Origin of the sequence: Paenibacillus sp. O199 (genome assembly GCF_001636635.1) — a bacterium.
Lineage (GTDB): Bacteria > Bacillota > Bacilli > Paenibacillales > Paenibacillaceae > Paenibacillus > Paenibacillus marchantiae.
Genome location: NZ_LGRP01000024.1, coordinates 1 through 14368 on the forward strand (window position 1 = coordinate 1; position 14368 = coordinate 14368).

Sequence of the window (14368 nt, forward strand, 5' to 3'; positions counted from 1 at the left end):
CCGGGATAGCGGAGCGCCGCTCGGCAGCCGCGGCGAGTTCGATCCGGTAGATCTGAAGGCCAAGTCTGCCGATGGACAGCCTGTCATTCCGGCAACGTCACATCTGCGTCTCGCGAAGGGTGATGGCAGTCAGCAAATTTTACGCCGCTCCTACTCGTATTCGAGTGGGCTCGATGCCAAGACCGGACAGCTGGATGCAGGTTTGCTGTTCATTAGTTATCAACGGGACCTGGAGAAGCAGTTTGTTCCGATTCAGAAACGACTGGCAAAGAACGACAAGCTGAACGAATATACCGTGCACACAGGCAGTGCTGTATTTGCCTGTTTCCCGGGGATTACGAATGGCGGATATATTGGGGACACCTTGATTTAATAGAAGGTTAGATGGCACTGATCGGTTTCAGAGGAATGGGGAGGATGACAAAGATGAGCAGGATCGCAGATCGGAAGGCGCCGAAGCGGCTGTACAAAGGAAGGTTGATGCGCTCCTTGCTGATGCTGCTGGTGTTCCTGATGGTGGGGTCCAGTGTAATTCGTTTACCGGGCATGCCACACGCTTCTGCTGAGGAGCTCCAAAACAATGAGCAGTCCGTGCAAAAACAACTGGATAGTCTATTGCCGCCTGTGGGCAGCGCCTTGGTTGAAGCGGGACAGGGCAAGCTGGCAGAAGCCACGGAGGACGTCGCCGAATTCCGGCAACTGTGGGATGCTGCCAGCACGTTGGTGCCGGAGCAGAACGCAGATCAGGTTGCGACGACCGCCAGCGTTGTAGTTGAAGCTTTGTCTAAAGCGGAACAGGCACTGTCGGGCAATGATTCTGATGCTGCCAAGAAAGCATTGGCGGATCTTGCCCGTGCGACCAATCAGTACATTGAGGCGTTTCAGGGTGCGGAAGAGAGCAGCGACGCAGGCCGTAAAGCGGCCGAAAGGCTGCTGCCAGACGCACGTAAAAGTCTGAGTGCAATGGAACAGGGCGATTGGACCCAGGCAGAGCATGCCTATAAACGGATTGTTACGGCCTGGAAAGGCACCGAAGCTCCGATCCGTCAGGATCATTTTGGCGTATACAGCCAGTTGGAAAAAGACATCAGCCTGGTTCGTATTTCAATGCAGGCCGAGCCCCGCAAGGAAGAACAGGCAACAGAGCGTATGCAGGAACTAGTCACGTTGCTCACGGACTACAGTGCAGGGACACTCAAGGAAGGGGAAGTTGAGGATACGTCAGCATCCTCTGGTGTTTCTTCATTGTCCGACCTGCTGAAATTACTGGAGCAAATAGAGCAGCAGATTCAAGCCGGGGATACCACTTCTGCTGCAACGGGATTGGAGCAGTTTATCGTGGCCTGGCCTTTAGTTGAAGGTCAGGTGCAGATATCATCTCCCGCTTCATATACGGCTATTGAGAATGAAATGGCGGAAGCATCCGGATATGTCGTCTCCAATCCGCCAAATACGGCGAAGGCAACCGAGGTTGTAACCCGAATGATCAATCGGCTGGAGCCGTTAACGGCTACCACCTCATACACGGCATGGGATGCAGCATTGATTCTGCTTCGCGAAGGATTGGAAGCCATTCTGGTACTGGCTGCATTGCTCGCTTATGCCAAGAAAAGTGGTGAGACTGCGGCCCGGCGCTGGATCTGGGCTGGTGCCGGTAGTGGTCTGCTGCTTAGTGCGGCGCTGGCCGTTGTACTGTCGCTGACCCTTGCTGTGGCATCATCGGGTAGCACACGGGAGATGATTGAGGGGTATACGGGGCTTGCAGCCGTTTTACTGATGTTGACGGTTGGGCATTGGATGCATAGCAAATCGAATACCCGCTCCTGGAATAGTTATGTACAGCGACAAGTAGGTGGTGCACTGGCAAGGGGGAGTCTGTGGTCACTCTTTGCTGTGGCGGGACTCGCCATATTGCGAGAAGGTGCGGAGACTGCGATCTTTTATATTGGCATGGCGCCTGCAATTGATACCTCGCAGATGTTGATCGGTATGGGGGCAGCATTGCTCATCCTGATTGTATTGGCTGTGGCCATTATTCAGTTCAGTGTACGTCTGCCTGTACGATGGTTTTTCCTGACCGCTACGCTGCTGATTTATTATCTGGTATTTCGTTTCCTTGGAGAGAGTATTCACTCCCTTCAAGTCTCAGCAGCGCTGGGGGCTCATGTTGTGCCGAGTCTGCCAACGATTGGCTGGCTTGGCATGTATCCGACATGGGAGACCTTTATTCCACAACTCGTTGTGCTGGTCTTTATGATCTTTAATCTGATTCGTACAGAGGTAAGTTCGGCCAAAGGAGCATCCAAGGCATCCGTGTAGCACGGAGCTACGAATGTTGGTTAGAGGCCGTATCCTGTTCGCGTCATATTGTGACTGCATCATACAAAGGGCATATAGAAGTCCCTTTAAAAAAGCCGTATCCTTCACGATCTACTCTGCGTGAAAGATACGGCTATTTATTTTTTTAGAGATTCATGAGATAAGTTAAACGGTTTGTGGATTGGCATTCATAAGTGTGGGAGTGGACTCCCGTATGATCGGTTTGGTCACGATATGCGAGACCTGATAAGGCTGTGACGGATGATCAATCCGGGATAACAGCATCTCCGCAGCCTTGATGCCCATTTCGTTGCTGTAGATATGAACCGTCGTTAATGCAGGCTCAATAATCCGTGATTCAGGTGCGTTATCAAAGCCGCATATGACGATATCCTGCGGCACTGTAACACTCCTCGCTCTCAAAGCTCTGATGAGATCGACTGCGATAAAGTCGTTGGCACACACATACGCATCAGGCAGTGACTTCAGCTCCGCTACTCGCTCGTTCAACCAGCCGGGCTTCGAGAAGAACAGGCGGTCATCATCCACAATGCATTCGGATGGATCGACCTGCAGGCCCGCTTCCAGCATGGCCCGCTGATACCCTACCCAACGTTCATTAAAGCTTTTGCAATGATTGTAATCCCCGGCAAATCCAATATGGTTATAACCGCTCTCAATTAACTTTCTGGTTAACTGGTACGTGCTGTGCTCATTCTCCATCAGCAGCAAATCTGCATGAAATTCCGGAAAACATATGTCAGACGCGCAATCGATGAAGATTGTGGGAATTCCCAGATCGGTAATAAGCTGCGTATATTTCAGATCGAACAATTCAATGCAGATGATGCCATCTACGTTGGAAATATCAAAATTGTTAGGAAGTGTAAGTGAATCCTGATCAACCTCACGCACAATATGAATGGAGAGATTGTACCCCTCTGCGCTGATTCTTTTCTCCAGACCGCTGATTAACATTGAACCAAAGTGAGATGTATTGGGCAGATTTTCCGTTAACAGGGCGATATTGCTTGGAGCTTTGGTTAGAACATGCTCATTTTCCATATAGGCAAACTGTTTATATTTAAGTTCAATTGCTTTTTTAATTACACGATTACGTGTCTCATCCGGGATGTTTCCGCTATCATTCAAGGCTTTGGAAGCTGTATTCCGGGAGATGCCCAAAGCATCCGCGATGTCCTGTATCGTAACCTTTTCTTTTGCCATCTAGTGCTTCACCTCTAATGATCATATGGTCGTCCATAGTATTATCTTAGTCAAATGTATAATAGATCGAAACAAATAGCAATCTCAATTTTACATATGCACAATTTAGTTTACATTTATAATTCAGATAATGCGCTATTATTTATATTCAGAAGTTTCGTTACAAATGATAATTAGTTCGAAGTATCCTACTGATGATAAGGGGAATGACAGATTTAAGGGAATTAAACAAACGTTATATATACCATTTAATGCACATTCATAACTCGAAAAATACACAAAATGTTATCAAATGCACAATTATTTTTTTACAAAATGTATTGACTAATGCCTAGATTACCTGCTAAATTGTAAATTATTAAATGAGCAATTGTAAATATTGAAAGCCCTTACTAAAAACAATTGTCAACTTCAGGAATGAACGGAGGTCATGTGTTGGATAACACGGTGGATACCAAAAAGGGTACAGGAAGGGCGTTGAAAGAGAGGACATCAACCGGTCACAGGATGCAGCAGTTCAAAAAGAATTATTTTTTGTATTTGTTACTCGCACCAGCTCTGATCCTGACCCTTATCTTCAAATACATCCCGATGTACGGAGCCATTATCGCATTTAAGGATTTTAGTCCAATCAAAGGCATCATGGGCAGTGAGTGGGTAGGACTGAAGCATTTCGAGAAATTTATAGCTTCACCCAATTTCGATATCATTTTAATGAATACGCTTAAACTGAGCTTTTTGGGGTTGATATTCAGTTTTCCGGTGCCCATTCTACTTGCTCTTATGCTCAATCAGGTACGTAAAGCCGGAGTGAAAAAAAATATTCAATTGTTTCTGTATGCACCCAACTTCATATCGGTTGTTGTCGTTGTGGGTATGCTGTTCATCTTCCTATCCCCGACAGGACCGGTTAACCAATTCGCGACATGGATTACCGGTCATCCAATCATGTTCATGTCCGAGCCGGAATATTTCCGCTGGATCTACATTTTGTCGGATATTTGGACCGGAGCAGGCTGGGCTTCCATCATTTATGTCGCTGCTTTGGCCAATGTCGATCCGGAACTTCACAATGCAGCCAATCTGGATGGAGCCAATCTACTTCAGCGTATTCGCCACATCGACCTTCCGACGATTCGTCCGATTATGGCTATCGTATTTATTCTTGCCGCTGGCGGAATCATGTCGATTGGATTTGAGAAGGCCTACCTGATGCAGACGTCCATGAACCTGCCTTCCTCCGAGATCATTGCCACGTATGTCTACAAGGTGGGCTTGCAGTCCGGAGATTACGCTTATTCTGCGGCAGTGGGATTGTTCAACTCGGTCATCAATGTCATTTTGCTGGTGACTGTGAATCTGATTGTGAAGAAATTGAATGAAGGCGAAGGCCTCTATTAGGAAAGGAGTATTATCCATGGTAGTCAAACACACGGGAATGGATCGTCTGATCCTCGCACTGAACGCCATCTTTCTCACCTGTGCTGTACTGGTTGTGGTCGTTCCTTTGATTTACATCGTTATCGCCTCATTTATGGACCCTACTGTGCTGCTGAATCGGGGATTGTCCTTCAATGTATCCGACTGGAGTCTGGACGGGTATCAGATGATTCTATCCAATCCGGCCATGATTCGAGGATTTGCCAATGCGGTGCTGTACTCGGTTTCCTTTGCACTCGTGACGGTGACCGTCTCCATATTTGCAGGGTATGCCTTATCTGATGATAGGCTGGCTGGGCGAGGGTTTTTCATGATTATATTTATCATCACGATGTTCTTCGGTGGCGGTTTGATCCCTACCTATCTGCTTGTTCGTAATCTCGGCATGCTGGACACGGTATGGGCCATTATCATCCCAGGCGCAGTCAACGTATGGAACATCATTCTCTCCAGAACCTTCTTCAAAGGGGTACCGCGAGAACTGAGAGAAGCCGCCAATGTGGATGGCGCCTCCGAGATGAAGATTTTCTTCCAGATCGTCATTCCGTTATCAAAACCTATCATTTTTGTCCTCGCGTTGTACGCGTTTGTAGGGCAGTGGAATTCCTATTTTGACGCCATGATCTATCTGGACAACCCGAACCTTCATCCGTTACAGCTCGTTCTGCGCTCCATTCTGATTCAGAATCAGGCTGCACCGGGCATGATCAGTGATCAGCTTGCGATGGCAGAACTGAAACGGCTCTCGGAAATGATCAAATATTCAGCCATTGTCATTTCGAGTCTGCCACTCATCATCATGTATCCGTTCTTTCAGAAATATTTCGAAAAAGGTGTCATGGTAGGTTCGCTCAAATAGTGAACAGCCTGAAATATAGCGCGCTCGATCCAACATAATCCACGGAGGTCATTATCATGAAAAAAGTGAACAAGTCCAGAAAAGCCGCTACAACGGCATCCATTTCCATGTTGTCAGCTATGCTCCTGCTCTCGGCTTGTGGCGGGGGAGGAGGCGGTGCAGCGAGTGAAGCTCAGTCACCTGATGGCAAAGTGACATTGAATTTTATAACACAGAGCTCTCCCCTGGCTCCTTCTGATCCGAACGAGAAGCTGATTAACAAGAGACTCGAAGAGAAAACCAATGTGCATATCAACTGGAAGAACTATACGAGTGATGTGTTCGCGGAAAAAAGAAACCTGGCGGTAGCCAGCGGTGATTTGCCGGATGCCATCTTTGATGCAGGTTATGGGGATTATGATCTCCTGAAACTGGCGAAGGACGGGGCCATCATTCCACTGGAAGACCTGATTGAGCAATACATGCCGAATCTGCAAAAGGTGCTGGAGGAAGCTCCCGAATACAAAAGCATGATTACGGCTCCAGACGGACATATTTATTCCTTTCCCTGGATTGAGGAGCTCGGAAGTGGCAAGCAGCGCATACAGGCGGTTGATGACTTGCCCTGGATCAATGTGGAGTGGCTGAACAAGCTTGGATTGAAGATGCCAACGACGACCGAAGAGCTGAAACAAGTGCTGATTGCGTTCAAAACCCAGGATCCCAACGGTAATGGTAAGGCGGACGAAATCCCGTTGTCTTTCATTAACAAGCCTGGCGGAGAAGATCTGACATTTCTCTTTGCCGCATTTGGACTTGGAGAGAACTCGGATCACACGGTTGTAACCAACGATGGAAAAGTGGTATTCACGGCAGCTGATGAAGGCTACAAGGAAGCGGTCAAATATATTCACGAATTGGTTCAGGAAGGTCTCGTGGACATCGAAGCGTATCAGCAGGATTGGAATACGTATCTGGCCAAGGGCAAAGACAACAAGTATGGCATGTACTTCACTTGGGATAAGGCCAACATTACAGGCATGAATGATACCTATGATGTTCTGCCTCCGGTTGCCGGGCCCAATGGAGAGGTTAATGTTGCACGTACGAATGGTATTGGTCTCGACCGGGGACGTATGGTTATTACGAGCAGCAATAAAAATCTGGAATCCACAGCGAAGTGGGTGGACCAATTGTACGATCCGCTCCAATCCGTGCAGAATAACTGGGGAACCTACGGCGATGAGACACAGCAGAATATATTTGAATTCGATGAAGCCAAAGGCATGCTGAAGCATCTTCCGCTGGAAGGCTCTGCACCTGTTGAGCTCAGACAGAAAACGAGTATATCAGGACCACTGGCCATTCTCGACAGTTACTATGATAAATACACGACCAAACCGGATGATGCCGCATGGCGTATGGAATTGCTTGACAAAGTTATGGTTCCACATATGAAAGCAGAAAACGTCTATCCAAAAGTGTTCTTCTCGATTGATGAACTCGACCGCCTCTCCACGATTGAGACCGATCTGTTCGCCTATGTGCTGCGTATGCGCACGGAATGGTATCAGAACGGAAAGATCGATAAGGAGTGGGATGCTTATCTGAAAGAGCTGGATCGTCTTGGCTTGCAAGAGTGGCTTCAAATTAAACAAGCGGGATATGACCGCAATACCCAATAAAACAAACTCGATGAGGAGACTCTGCCGTACATAGCATTAAGGTGCGTGAGTGAAGCAAGTCTCCTCTTCAACGGTTTGAATCAAAGGAGTAAACCAACATGTCTACCATTTCAACAACGGATTACCGGGGCGCCTATCACTTCTCGCCCAAGAAAAATTGGATGAATGACCCCAACGGTATGGTATTTTTCAAAGGCGAGTATCACTTGTTCTATCAGCATCATCCATTTGGCACAACATGGGGACCGATGCATTGGGGACACGCGGTGACCAAGGACCTGGTTACCTGGGAAGAGCTGCCTGTGGCTTTGGCGCCGGATGAGCATGGCATGATATTTTCCGGCAGCGCCGTGGTGGACTGGAACAATACGTCCGGATTCTTTGACGATGAGCCAGGACTGGTGGCTATTTTCACCCATCATCAGGAGGTGCCAAACAATCCTCCCGTTCAGTCTCAGAGCCTCGCATATAGCAAGGATAGCGGCAGAACATGGATGAAATACGAGGACAATCCGGTACTGGAGCATGAGTCGTTCGTGGATTTCCGTGATCCCAAAGTGTTCTGGCATGAACAGACCAAGGAATGGATTATGATTATCGCTTGTGGTCAAACGGTATGTCTGTACCATTCCTCCAATCTGAAGGATTGGACACTGGGCAGTGAATTCGGCGCAGGGATCGGTTCGCATGATGGCGTATGGGAGTGCCCTGACCTGTTCCCGCTGGCCGTGGATGGAGATGCGAGCCAGGAGAAATGGGTGATGCTCGTCAGCATTGGTGCAGATCCGGCCTTCAAAGAAGGCTCCAGAACGCAATACTTCACCGGAGATTTTGATGGCATTACATTTGTTCCTGATGAAGCTTCCCATACCGTTCGCTGGCTTGATCATGGTCGGGATAACTACGCAGGGGTCAGTTGGTCCGACATTCCGGCCGAAGACGGCAGACGTCTGTTTATGGGCTGGATGAGCAACTGGATGTATGCCAATCAGACACCAACCGAAGCATACCGCGGAGCGATGACCATTGCGAGAGAGCTGACATTGGAGAAAAGGGACGGAGAAGTCCTGCTGGTTCAGCGTCCTGTACGCGAGCTGGAGCAAGCACGCACGCCAGTACTGTCCTTACAGAATACTTCTATTAGACAAGTGAGTGAGCAGTTGAACACCTTGGGCCTTGTAAACTATGAGATTCATGCGGAATGGCCTTCTGATCAATCTGTTCAATTTGCATTACGAAGTGGTGCGGACAATGAAACGCTCATCGGCGTGGACGTTCGTCAGAATGAGGTATATGTTGATCGCAGTCGATCGGGTATTAGCGATTTCCATGAACATTTCCTGGGCCGCCATGCAGCTGGATTAAAAGCAGTGGACGGCAACCAACATCTGCGTATTTATGTGGATTACTCATCCGTAGAGGTATTTGCCAATGACGGTCAAGCGGTTATTACGGATCTGATCTATCCGGATGCGGGTTCCGAGGGAATCTCTGTTCAGTCCGAGAATAAGGATGTAGTATTTGCTTCGCTTCATATCTACGAGCTATCCCCCATCCGAGTTGAAGGTCAGTGGGAATAATCGCGAGGGGGACAGTAAGATGCGTATAGGAGCAATAGAAGCCGGTGGAACGAAGTTTGTATGTGGTGTAGGTAACGAGCGAGGGGAAATTGAAGATTGGTGCAGCTTTCCAACGGAACATCCCCAGACCACACTGGCGAAGGTTATTGACTATTTCAGGGATAAAGGAGTAGCCGCAATCGGAATCGGCTCCTTTGGTCCGATTGATCTGCAACCCGATAGCCCCACCTATGGTTACATTACAACAACGCCCAAGCCAGGGTGGGGAAACTGTAATGTTATTGGATCATTGAAGCGCGAATTCCCGATTCCCTTCGGATGGGATACGGATGTGAATGCAGCGGCCCTTGGAGAAGTCACTTGGGGAGCAGCAAAGGGATTGGAAAACTGTGTGTATTATACAATCGGCACAGGTGTTGGGATTGGACTTGTGGCGGGAGGTAAACGTGTGCATGGATTGCTGCACCCAGAGGGGGGACACATCCGGACGAGACGGCACCCGGAGGATCATTTTGCCGGATTATGTCCGTATCATGGCGATTGCTTGGAGGGCATGGCTGCGGGGCCAGCCATTCAAGCCCGTTGGCAGAGCCCTGGCAGCGAACTGCCGGCAGACCACCCTGCCTGGGAGATCGAATCCTTTTACATTGCGGAGTCCATCACGACAGCCATTCTGCTTCATTCCCCGCAAAAGGTCATCTTGGGCGGAGGGGTGATGCAGCAAAGTCATCTGTTCCCCATGATCCGGGAGCGGGTTGTACGAAATCTGAATGGTTATGTGAATGCAGCCTCAATAACGCAACATATCAATCAATATATTGTCCAGCCGGGATTGGGCCAGCACGCAGGACTATGCGGTGCCCTTGCATTGGGTTTAGAGGCATTGCAGCAACATCCAACGTCGGCTTTATAATTTCTTATATTAATAATGTCCCAGAAGGGACGGATGCAGGTTCACTTGGCTATGTGACCTCACCGTCCTTTGTGGGATTTTTGTCTCATTTACTACAAGAAAAAGTACGCCACGGTTCAAGGCGGATCAGGAAAAGGTGATGCTCAGTCGTTTTGAGTTTCATCCAGAGAACGAGTATCAAAATTGGGTTTTTAAGCAAGAATAATAGAGAAAAGAGATACAGGTAACGCTAAGCACGCTCACGGTGAATATTTACGAATTGTTTTCGCTAGTTTATACCTATCGTTCGCTTTTATGTGTTATTTGCATGTTAACTATATCTTTTGGGTTGCCTAAAATCGTAGATATATGTATAATCAATCGTGTTAACACGTCGAACGTACGGTAGTAAATGATGTGGGTGAGTTCATGGAACTGCTGGACAGCAATGAGAGCAAGAAGAAGATGTGCCAGTATTATAACGAAATTTCGAAGGAACTGTTCGGCTTTGGGACCACTCTCCTGAGAGTGACCATTGATCAGAACATTGTAACCTTCTACGCGAAGCACCGACGTTCACCGCGCTCTGACGCCCTGGAAGGGGAGGCCCCCGGCTTGAAGCTGGAAGTGGACTTCCGCATGTCTGTCTTGTATAAGAAGAAATTCAGGGAGAAGTTGGAGCAGCACATGGGTTTGCCAATCGAAGCTGTATTACGGGATTACGATGCGTCCACGCAGTGGGCCATCACGAATGTGATATTGGAACAAGCATAGGATGGATCGACAGGTTCGATGCATGCGGTGCGAACGATTCTAATTCATCATTCGGATTCCAAACAATTTCATATGATGGCGTCTGACTTCGGATTGATTCTGAAGCAGAAACCGATGATGTACCGGCAGCGGGTGTCGCTTTCCTTTGTTTACGAAGAAAAGTGTTCTTGTTTATACAAGAATGCTTTTCTTTTTGTTTTTTTAAGTTGAACTAGCCCTAGATAACGCATGTACCCTTCGAAAATCAGAAGACCTTCCGATCGCTGTTATCCCCAGATTTCTTTTATTCCCTTTAATAAAGGTAGAAATCTTGTGATAGCTTATGCTTTCGAAGAAGCTTTCTTTCAGAAAGCTTTTAGGCGAACACTTCGTTTCTCCAGGTTCTTTCTGTTTTCTAGGTGAAATGCGTTATCAAGCTAGTTCAACTTAATGGTTTGGGTTGTTAAATCACACATATCAGGGGGAATCAGGATCATGATGAAAAAGTGGATTAGCGGTTTGGCGGCAGTGGCAATGACATCGGTATTACTTGCAGGTTGCGGCAGCAGCACAGAGAACGCAACAGGCGGATCAGGCAGCGGAGGCACGGCGCCAACTAAGCTGGTCATCTCCACTTGGGGGTTCTCGGAAGATTTCTTCAATGAAGAAGTATTTGGTCCATTTGAAAAAGAACATAATGTAGACATCGTGCTTGAAGTGGGTAACAACGCTGAGCGTTTGAACAAAATCCGCCAAGGTACATCCAATGTGGATGTGATCTATTTGTCCGATTACTATGCACAGCAAGGTATTGATGAAGGTTTGTTTGAGAAAATCGACCGCTCCAAAATTCCGAATGTGAATGATATTTATGATATTGCCAAAGCACCGCTTGGCGAAGATTACGGCCCGGCCTATACGGTTGGACAGCTCGGAATCGCTTATAATCCAGACCTCGTTAACAAAGAAGTCACTTCATGGGCAGATCTGTGGGACCCGGCGTTTGCGGGTAACCTGACCATTCCGAATATTACGGCAACAGCAGGCCCGATGGTATTGGATGCAGCTTCCCGTGTAGCCGGAAACGAAACGTTTAATGAAGATGCAGCATTTGCGGAACTGAAAAAATTAAGCAGCAACGTTGTTAAATTCTACACGCAAACTTCCGAATTCGTGAACATGTTCTCCCAAGAAGAGATTGCGGGCGGACCGATTATGGAAATGTACTTCAAAGACCTGAAAGCTGCAGTTCCAAATGCGAAGTTTGTTACACCTAGCGAAGGTGCATATGCAGTCATGAATACGATCAATGTCGTGAAAGGCAGTAAGAACAAAGAACTCGCTGAAGAATTCATCAACTGGCAGTTGAGCCAGGATGTACAAACCAAATCCGCCAAAGCGAAAGTGGACTCCCCGGTAAATACGAAGGTTGAATTGAATGCCGAAGAAGCTGAAGGCGTAACATATGGTGCGGACGTAGTTGGCAAGCTGAACAAGCTGGATATGGAATTTGTGAATCAACAGGCTAAAGCATGGACAGATCGTTGGAACCGCGAGATTGCACAATAAGCATAATTAGCGTTAGAACGATAAGGTTTAGAGACAGGTATAGATTGTGCTCGACAAACAAAAATTTGCAGCAAGCAATCATTGAACGAAAAAGGAGTTGGGAATGTATGAGTGAAACAGGAAATCGCATCATTCTGGATGTGGATACCGGTATTGATGACGCGCTGGCGATCTTGCTGGCCGTCAAGAGTCGGAAGCTGGACATTCTCGGAATTACCACGGTCTGTGGGAATGTATCGCTCCAGCAGGCAACGGATAATACATGCAAAATTCTCGAGCTGGTGGGAGCACCCTCCATTCCGGTCATTGCCGGAGCGGCTGGGCCACTCACACGCAAGTCTCACTATGAGCACCGGGTACATGGACAAGATGGATTGGGTGGTGCGCTGCCCGATCCGGCCGTGTCCAAGCAGGCGGATGAAGGTTTTGCCCCGGAATTTATCGTTGAACAAGCGAAGTTGTACCCAGGCGAACTAACACTAATCATGACCGCGCCATTAACGAATCTGGCGCTTGCGTTAATGAAGTGTCCTGAACTACCTACATTATTGAAGGAAGTCATCTTCATGGGTGGCGTCGTTCGTGGACATGGCAATGTTACACCTACTGCGGAGTACAACACGTACGCCGATCCCGAAGCCGCACGCATTGTATTGCATGCAGGTTTCGAGAAGCTTACGCAGGTGGGCTTGGATGTTACCCGCCAAACGCTGCTGAATGAAAAAGCCATCGGACGATTAACTGATCCGGTGTTGCGCGATTACGTGGCACAGAGCACGGAGATTTACATCAAGCGGTATGAAGAAATGAACGGCATACGCGCCTGTGCCCTGCATGATCCACTGGCCGTTGGTGTCGCTCTTGCCCCGGAACTGGTTGGACGCAAATCGTATTACGTTGATGTAGAGACGGCCAGCCGCCTGTGCGATGGTCAGATGGTATGTGACTTCCAAAACCGTTTGGGTGAACAACCCAACACATTGGTATGTGAAACGGTAGATGCCGAAGCATTTCTTGAGTTGTTTATTAATGCGTTAAATTCTTAATTGCTCGACCCAATAAGATATTTATACGATTGCGGAGAGTGCAGAACCGATCTGGAGAAGCGAAGCGTTCCCCTTTATCCCCCGATTTTCTCCATTGAAAAGGAATCAGAAAAATCGGGGGATAACAGGGATCGAAGGACGGTACTGCAATCGGAGTATCCGAGTATAAATCTCTAATTCTTATGTCAGGAGTACCGCGATGAAGAAATCAGTATACTGGCTATTGCTGCCGGGATTTGTGTTTTTGGCGGCATTTATGATCATTCCGATTGTCCTGACGATCGGATCGACGTTTTTTCAAGAAAACTCCTTCACGTTTGAAGGATATATGCATTTTTTCAGAGACCCTTACTTTTTGAAAATATTGCTTACGACGCTGCAGGTCAGCGTGGTCACCACCATCGTCTGCGTGGTGCTCGGATTCCCGACAGCTTATTATATTTCACAGAAAGCGCCGCGCCGCAAAGGCATTCTGCTCGCGCTGGCAATCTTCCCACTGCTGACGAGCCCGGTTGTGCGCTCGTTTAGCTGGATGATTATTCTCGGACGCAAAGGGCTGATCAACAACGCCCTTGTTGGGCTTGGTATCGTGGACAAGCCGCTGGATATTCTTTATACGCCGGCAGCCATGATGATTGGTTTGACCCATCTGTTCCTGCCACTTATGATCATTTCCCTGGTCGGTGTGCTTGAGAACATCGATGGTGATCTGCTCAAGGCAGCACAGAGTTTGGGTGCATCCCGCTTCACGGCATTTCGCCGGGTGGTGTTCCCGCTGGCTGTGCCAGGGCTCGTTATCGGAGCCGTACTTGTTTTTGTCGGAAGCCTGACGGCTTATACAACGCCTGCACTATTGGGAGGCAAACAGCGTGTAATTGCGACGTTCCTCTATCAGAACGCCATGACCCTGAACGACTGGTATCTGGCCTCGGTCGTTGCTGCGATTATGATTGTCATTACGTTTGTCGTGGTCGGTGTCATGAACAAAATGGCCAAAACTTTAAATCCGAAGGGGTAGA

Annotated in this window: 11 protein-coding genes and 1 pseudogene; 11 read left to right on the top strand and 1 reads right to left on the bottom strand. The window is 48.1% G+C overall.

Annotated features, from left to right (window positions below; all coding sequences use genetic code 11):
* Positions 1 to 373 (top strand): annotated as a pseudogene (locus A6049_RS24610) (Dyp-type peroxidase domain-containing protein); the annotation flags it as partial.
* A 53-nt stretch (positions 374 to 426) separates the two neighbouring features.
* The gene (locus tag A6049_RS24615) at positions 427 to 2319 is read left to right on the top strand and encodes an FTR1 family iron permease (RefSeq protein WP_240321536.1); all 1893 of its coding nucleotides are present in this window, start codon (positions 427 to 429) and stop codon (positions 2317 to 2319) included.
* 165 nt (positions 2320 to 2484) lie between these two features.
* Here the strand turns inward: A6049_RS24615 and A6049_RS24620 are convergent, their stop codons facing one another.
* Positions 2485 to 3546, bottom strand: coding sequence for a LacI family DNA-binding transcriptional regulator (locus tag A6049_RS24620; protein ID WP_063567183.1), 1062 nt, complete (start codon positions 3544 to 3546; stop codon positions 2485 to 2487).
* Between the two features lie 507 nt (positions 3547 to 4053).
* Between A6049_RS24620 and A6049_RS24625 the strand changes: the two genes are divergently transcribed.
* The 9 genes from A6049_RS24625 to A6049_RS24670 all read left to right on the top strand — a co-directional run bounded on the left by A6049_RS24625 (position 4054) and on the right by A6049_RS24670 (position 14367).
* The gene (locus A6049_RS24625) at positions 4054 to 4947 is read left to right on the top strand and encodes an ABC transporter permease (protein ID WP_240321538.1); all 894 of its coding nucleotides are present in this window, start codon (positions 4054 to 4056) and stop codon (positions 4945 to 4947) included.
* A gap of 16 nt (positions 4948 to 4963) precedes the next feature.
* Positions 4964 to 5845, top strand: a complete 882-nt coding sequence (locus A6049_RS24630; protein WP_063567184.1) for a carbohydrate ABC transporter permease — start codon at positions 4964 to 4966, stop codon at positions 5843 to 5845.
* A 56-nt stretch (positions 5846 to 5901) separates the two neighbouring features.
* On the top strand, positions 5902 to 7509 hold the full coding sequence (locus A6049_RS24635; protein WP_063567185.1) for an ABC transporter substrate-binding protein: 1608 nt from the start codon (positions 5902 to 5904) through the stop codon (positions 7507 to 7509).
* Positions 7510 to 7607: 98 nt separating this feature from the next.
* Entirely contained in the window at positions 7608 to 9089 is a 1482-nt protein-coding gene (locus A6049_RS24640; protein WP_063567186.1) for a glycoside hydrolase family 32 protein, read from the top strand.
* Positions 9090 to 9108: 19 nt separating this feature from the next.
* A complete protein-coding gene (locus tag A6049_RS24645) occupies positions 9109 to 10002 on the top strand; it encodes an ROK family protein (RefSeq protein WP_063567187.1) in 894 nt (297 codons plus the stop codon).
* A gap of 408 nt (positions 10003 to 10410) precedes the next feature.
* A complete protein-coding gene (locus tag A6049_RS24650; RefSeq protein ID WP_024632855.1) occupies positions 10411 to 10755 on the top strand; it encodes a Na-translocating system protein MpsC family protein in 345 nt (114 codons plus the stop codon).
* A 477-nt stretch (positions 10756 to 11232) separates the two neighbouring features.
* Positions 11233 to 12303 carry an ABC transporter substrate-binding protein gene (locus tag A6049_RS24660; protein ID WP_063567243.1) on the top strand — a complete coding sequence of 357 codons (1071 nt, stop codon included), beginning with the start codon at positions 11233 to 11235 and terminating at the stop codon, positions 12301 to 12303.
* A gap of 107 nt (positions 12304 to 12410) precedes the next feature.
* Complete coding sequence (locus A6049_RS24665) at positions 12411 to 13349, top strand: nucleoside hydrolase (RefSeq protein ID WP_063567189.1); 939 nt, start codon at positions 12411 to 12413, stop codon at positions 13347 to 13349.
* A gap of 199 nt (positions 13350 to 13548) precedes the next feature.
* On the top strand, positions 13549 to 14367 hold the full coding sequence (locus tag A6049_RS24670; RefSeq protein WP_063567190.1) for an ABC transporter permease: 819 nt from the start codon (positions 13549 to 13551) through the stop codon (positions 14365 to 14367).
* Position 14368: the final 1 nt, after the last annotated feature.

Excerpts from the sequence above, each read along its gene's own strand:
- A6049_RS24615 (WP_240321536.1), top strand. The coding sequence starts at position 427 with ATGAGCAGGATCGCAGATCGGAAGGCGCCGAAGCGGCTGTACAAAGGA.
- A6049_RS24620 (WP_063567183.1), bottom strand. The coding sequence starts at position 3,546 with ATGGCAAAAGAAAAGGTTACGATACAGGACATCGCGGATGCTTTGGGC.
- A6049_RS24625 (WP_240321538.1), top strand. The coding sequence starts at position 4,054 with ATGCAGCAGTTCAAAAAGAATTATTTTTTGTATTTGTTACTCGCACCA.
- A6049_RS24630 (WP_063567184.1), top strand. The coding sequence starts at position 4,964 with ATGGTAGTCAAACACACGGGAATGGATCGTCTGATCCTCGCACTGAAC.
- A6049_RS24635 (WP_063567185.1), top strand. The coding sequence starts at position 5,902 with ATGAAAAAAGTGAACAAGTCCAGAAAAGCCGCTACAACGGCATCCATT.
- A6049_RS24640 (WP_063567186.1), top strand. The coding sequence starts at position 7,608 with ATGTCTACCATTTCAACAACGGATTACCGGGGCGCCTATCACTTCTCG.
- A6049_RS24645 (WP_063567187.1), top strand. The coding sequence starts at position 9,109 with ATGCGTATAGGAGCAATAGAAGCCGGTGGAACGAAGTTTGTATGTGGT.
- A6049_RS24650 (WP_024632855.1), top strand. The coding sequence starts at position 10,411 with ATGGAACTGCTGGACAGCAATGAGAGCAAGAAGAAGATGTGCCAGTAT.
- A6049_RS24660 (WP_063567243.1), top strand. The coding sequence starts at position 11,233 with ATGAAAAAGTGGATTAGCGGTTTGGCGGCAGTGGCAATGACATCGGTA.
- A6049_RS24665 (WP_063567189.1), top strand. The coding sequence starts at position 12,411 with ATGAGTGAAACAGGAAATCGCATCATTCTGGATGTGGATACCGGTATT.
- A6049_RS24670 (WP_063567190.1), top strand. The coding sequence starts at position 13,549 with ATGAAGAAATCAGTATACTGGCTATTGCTGCCGGGATTTGTGTTTTTG.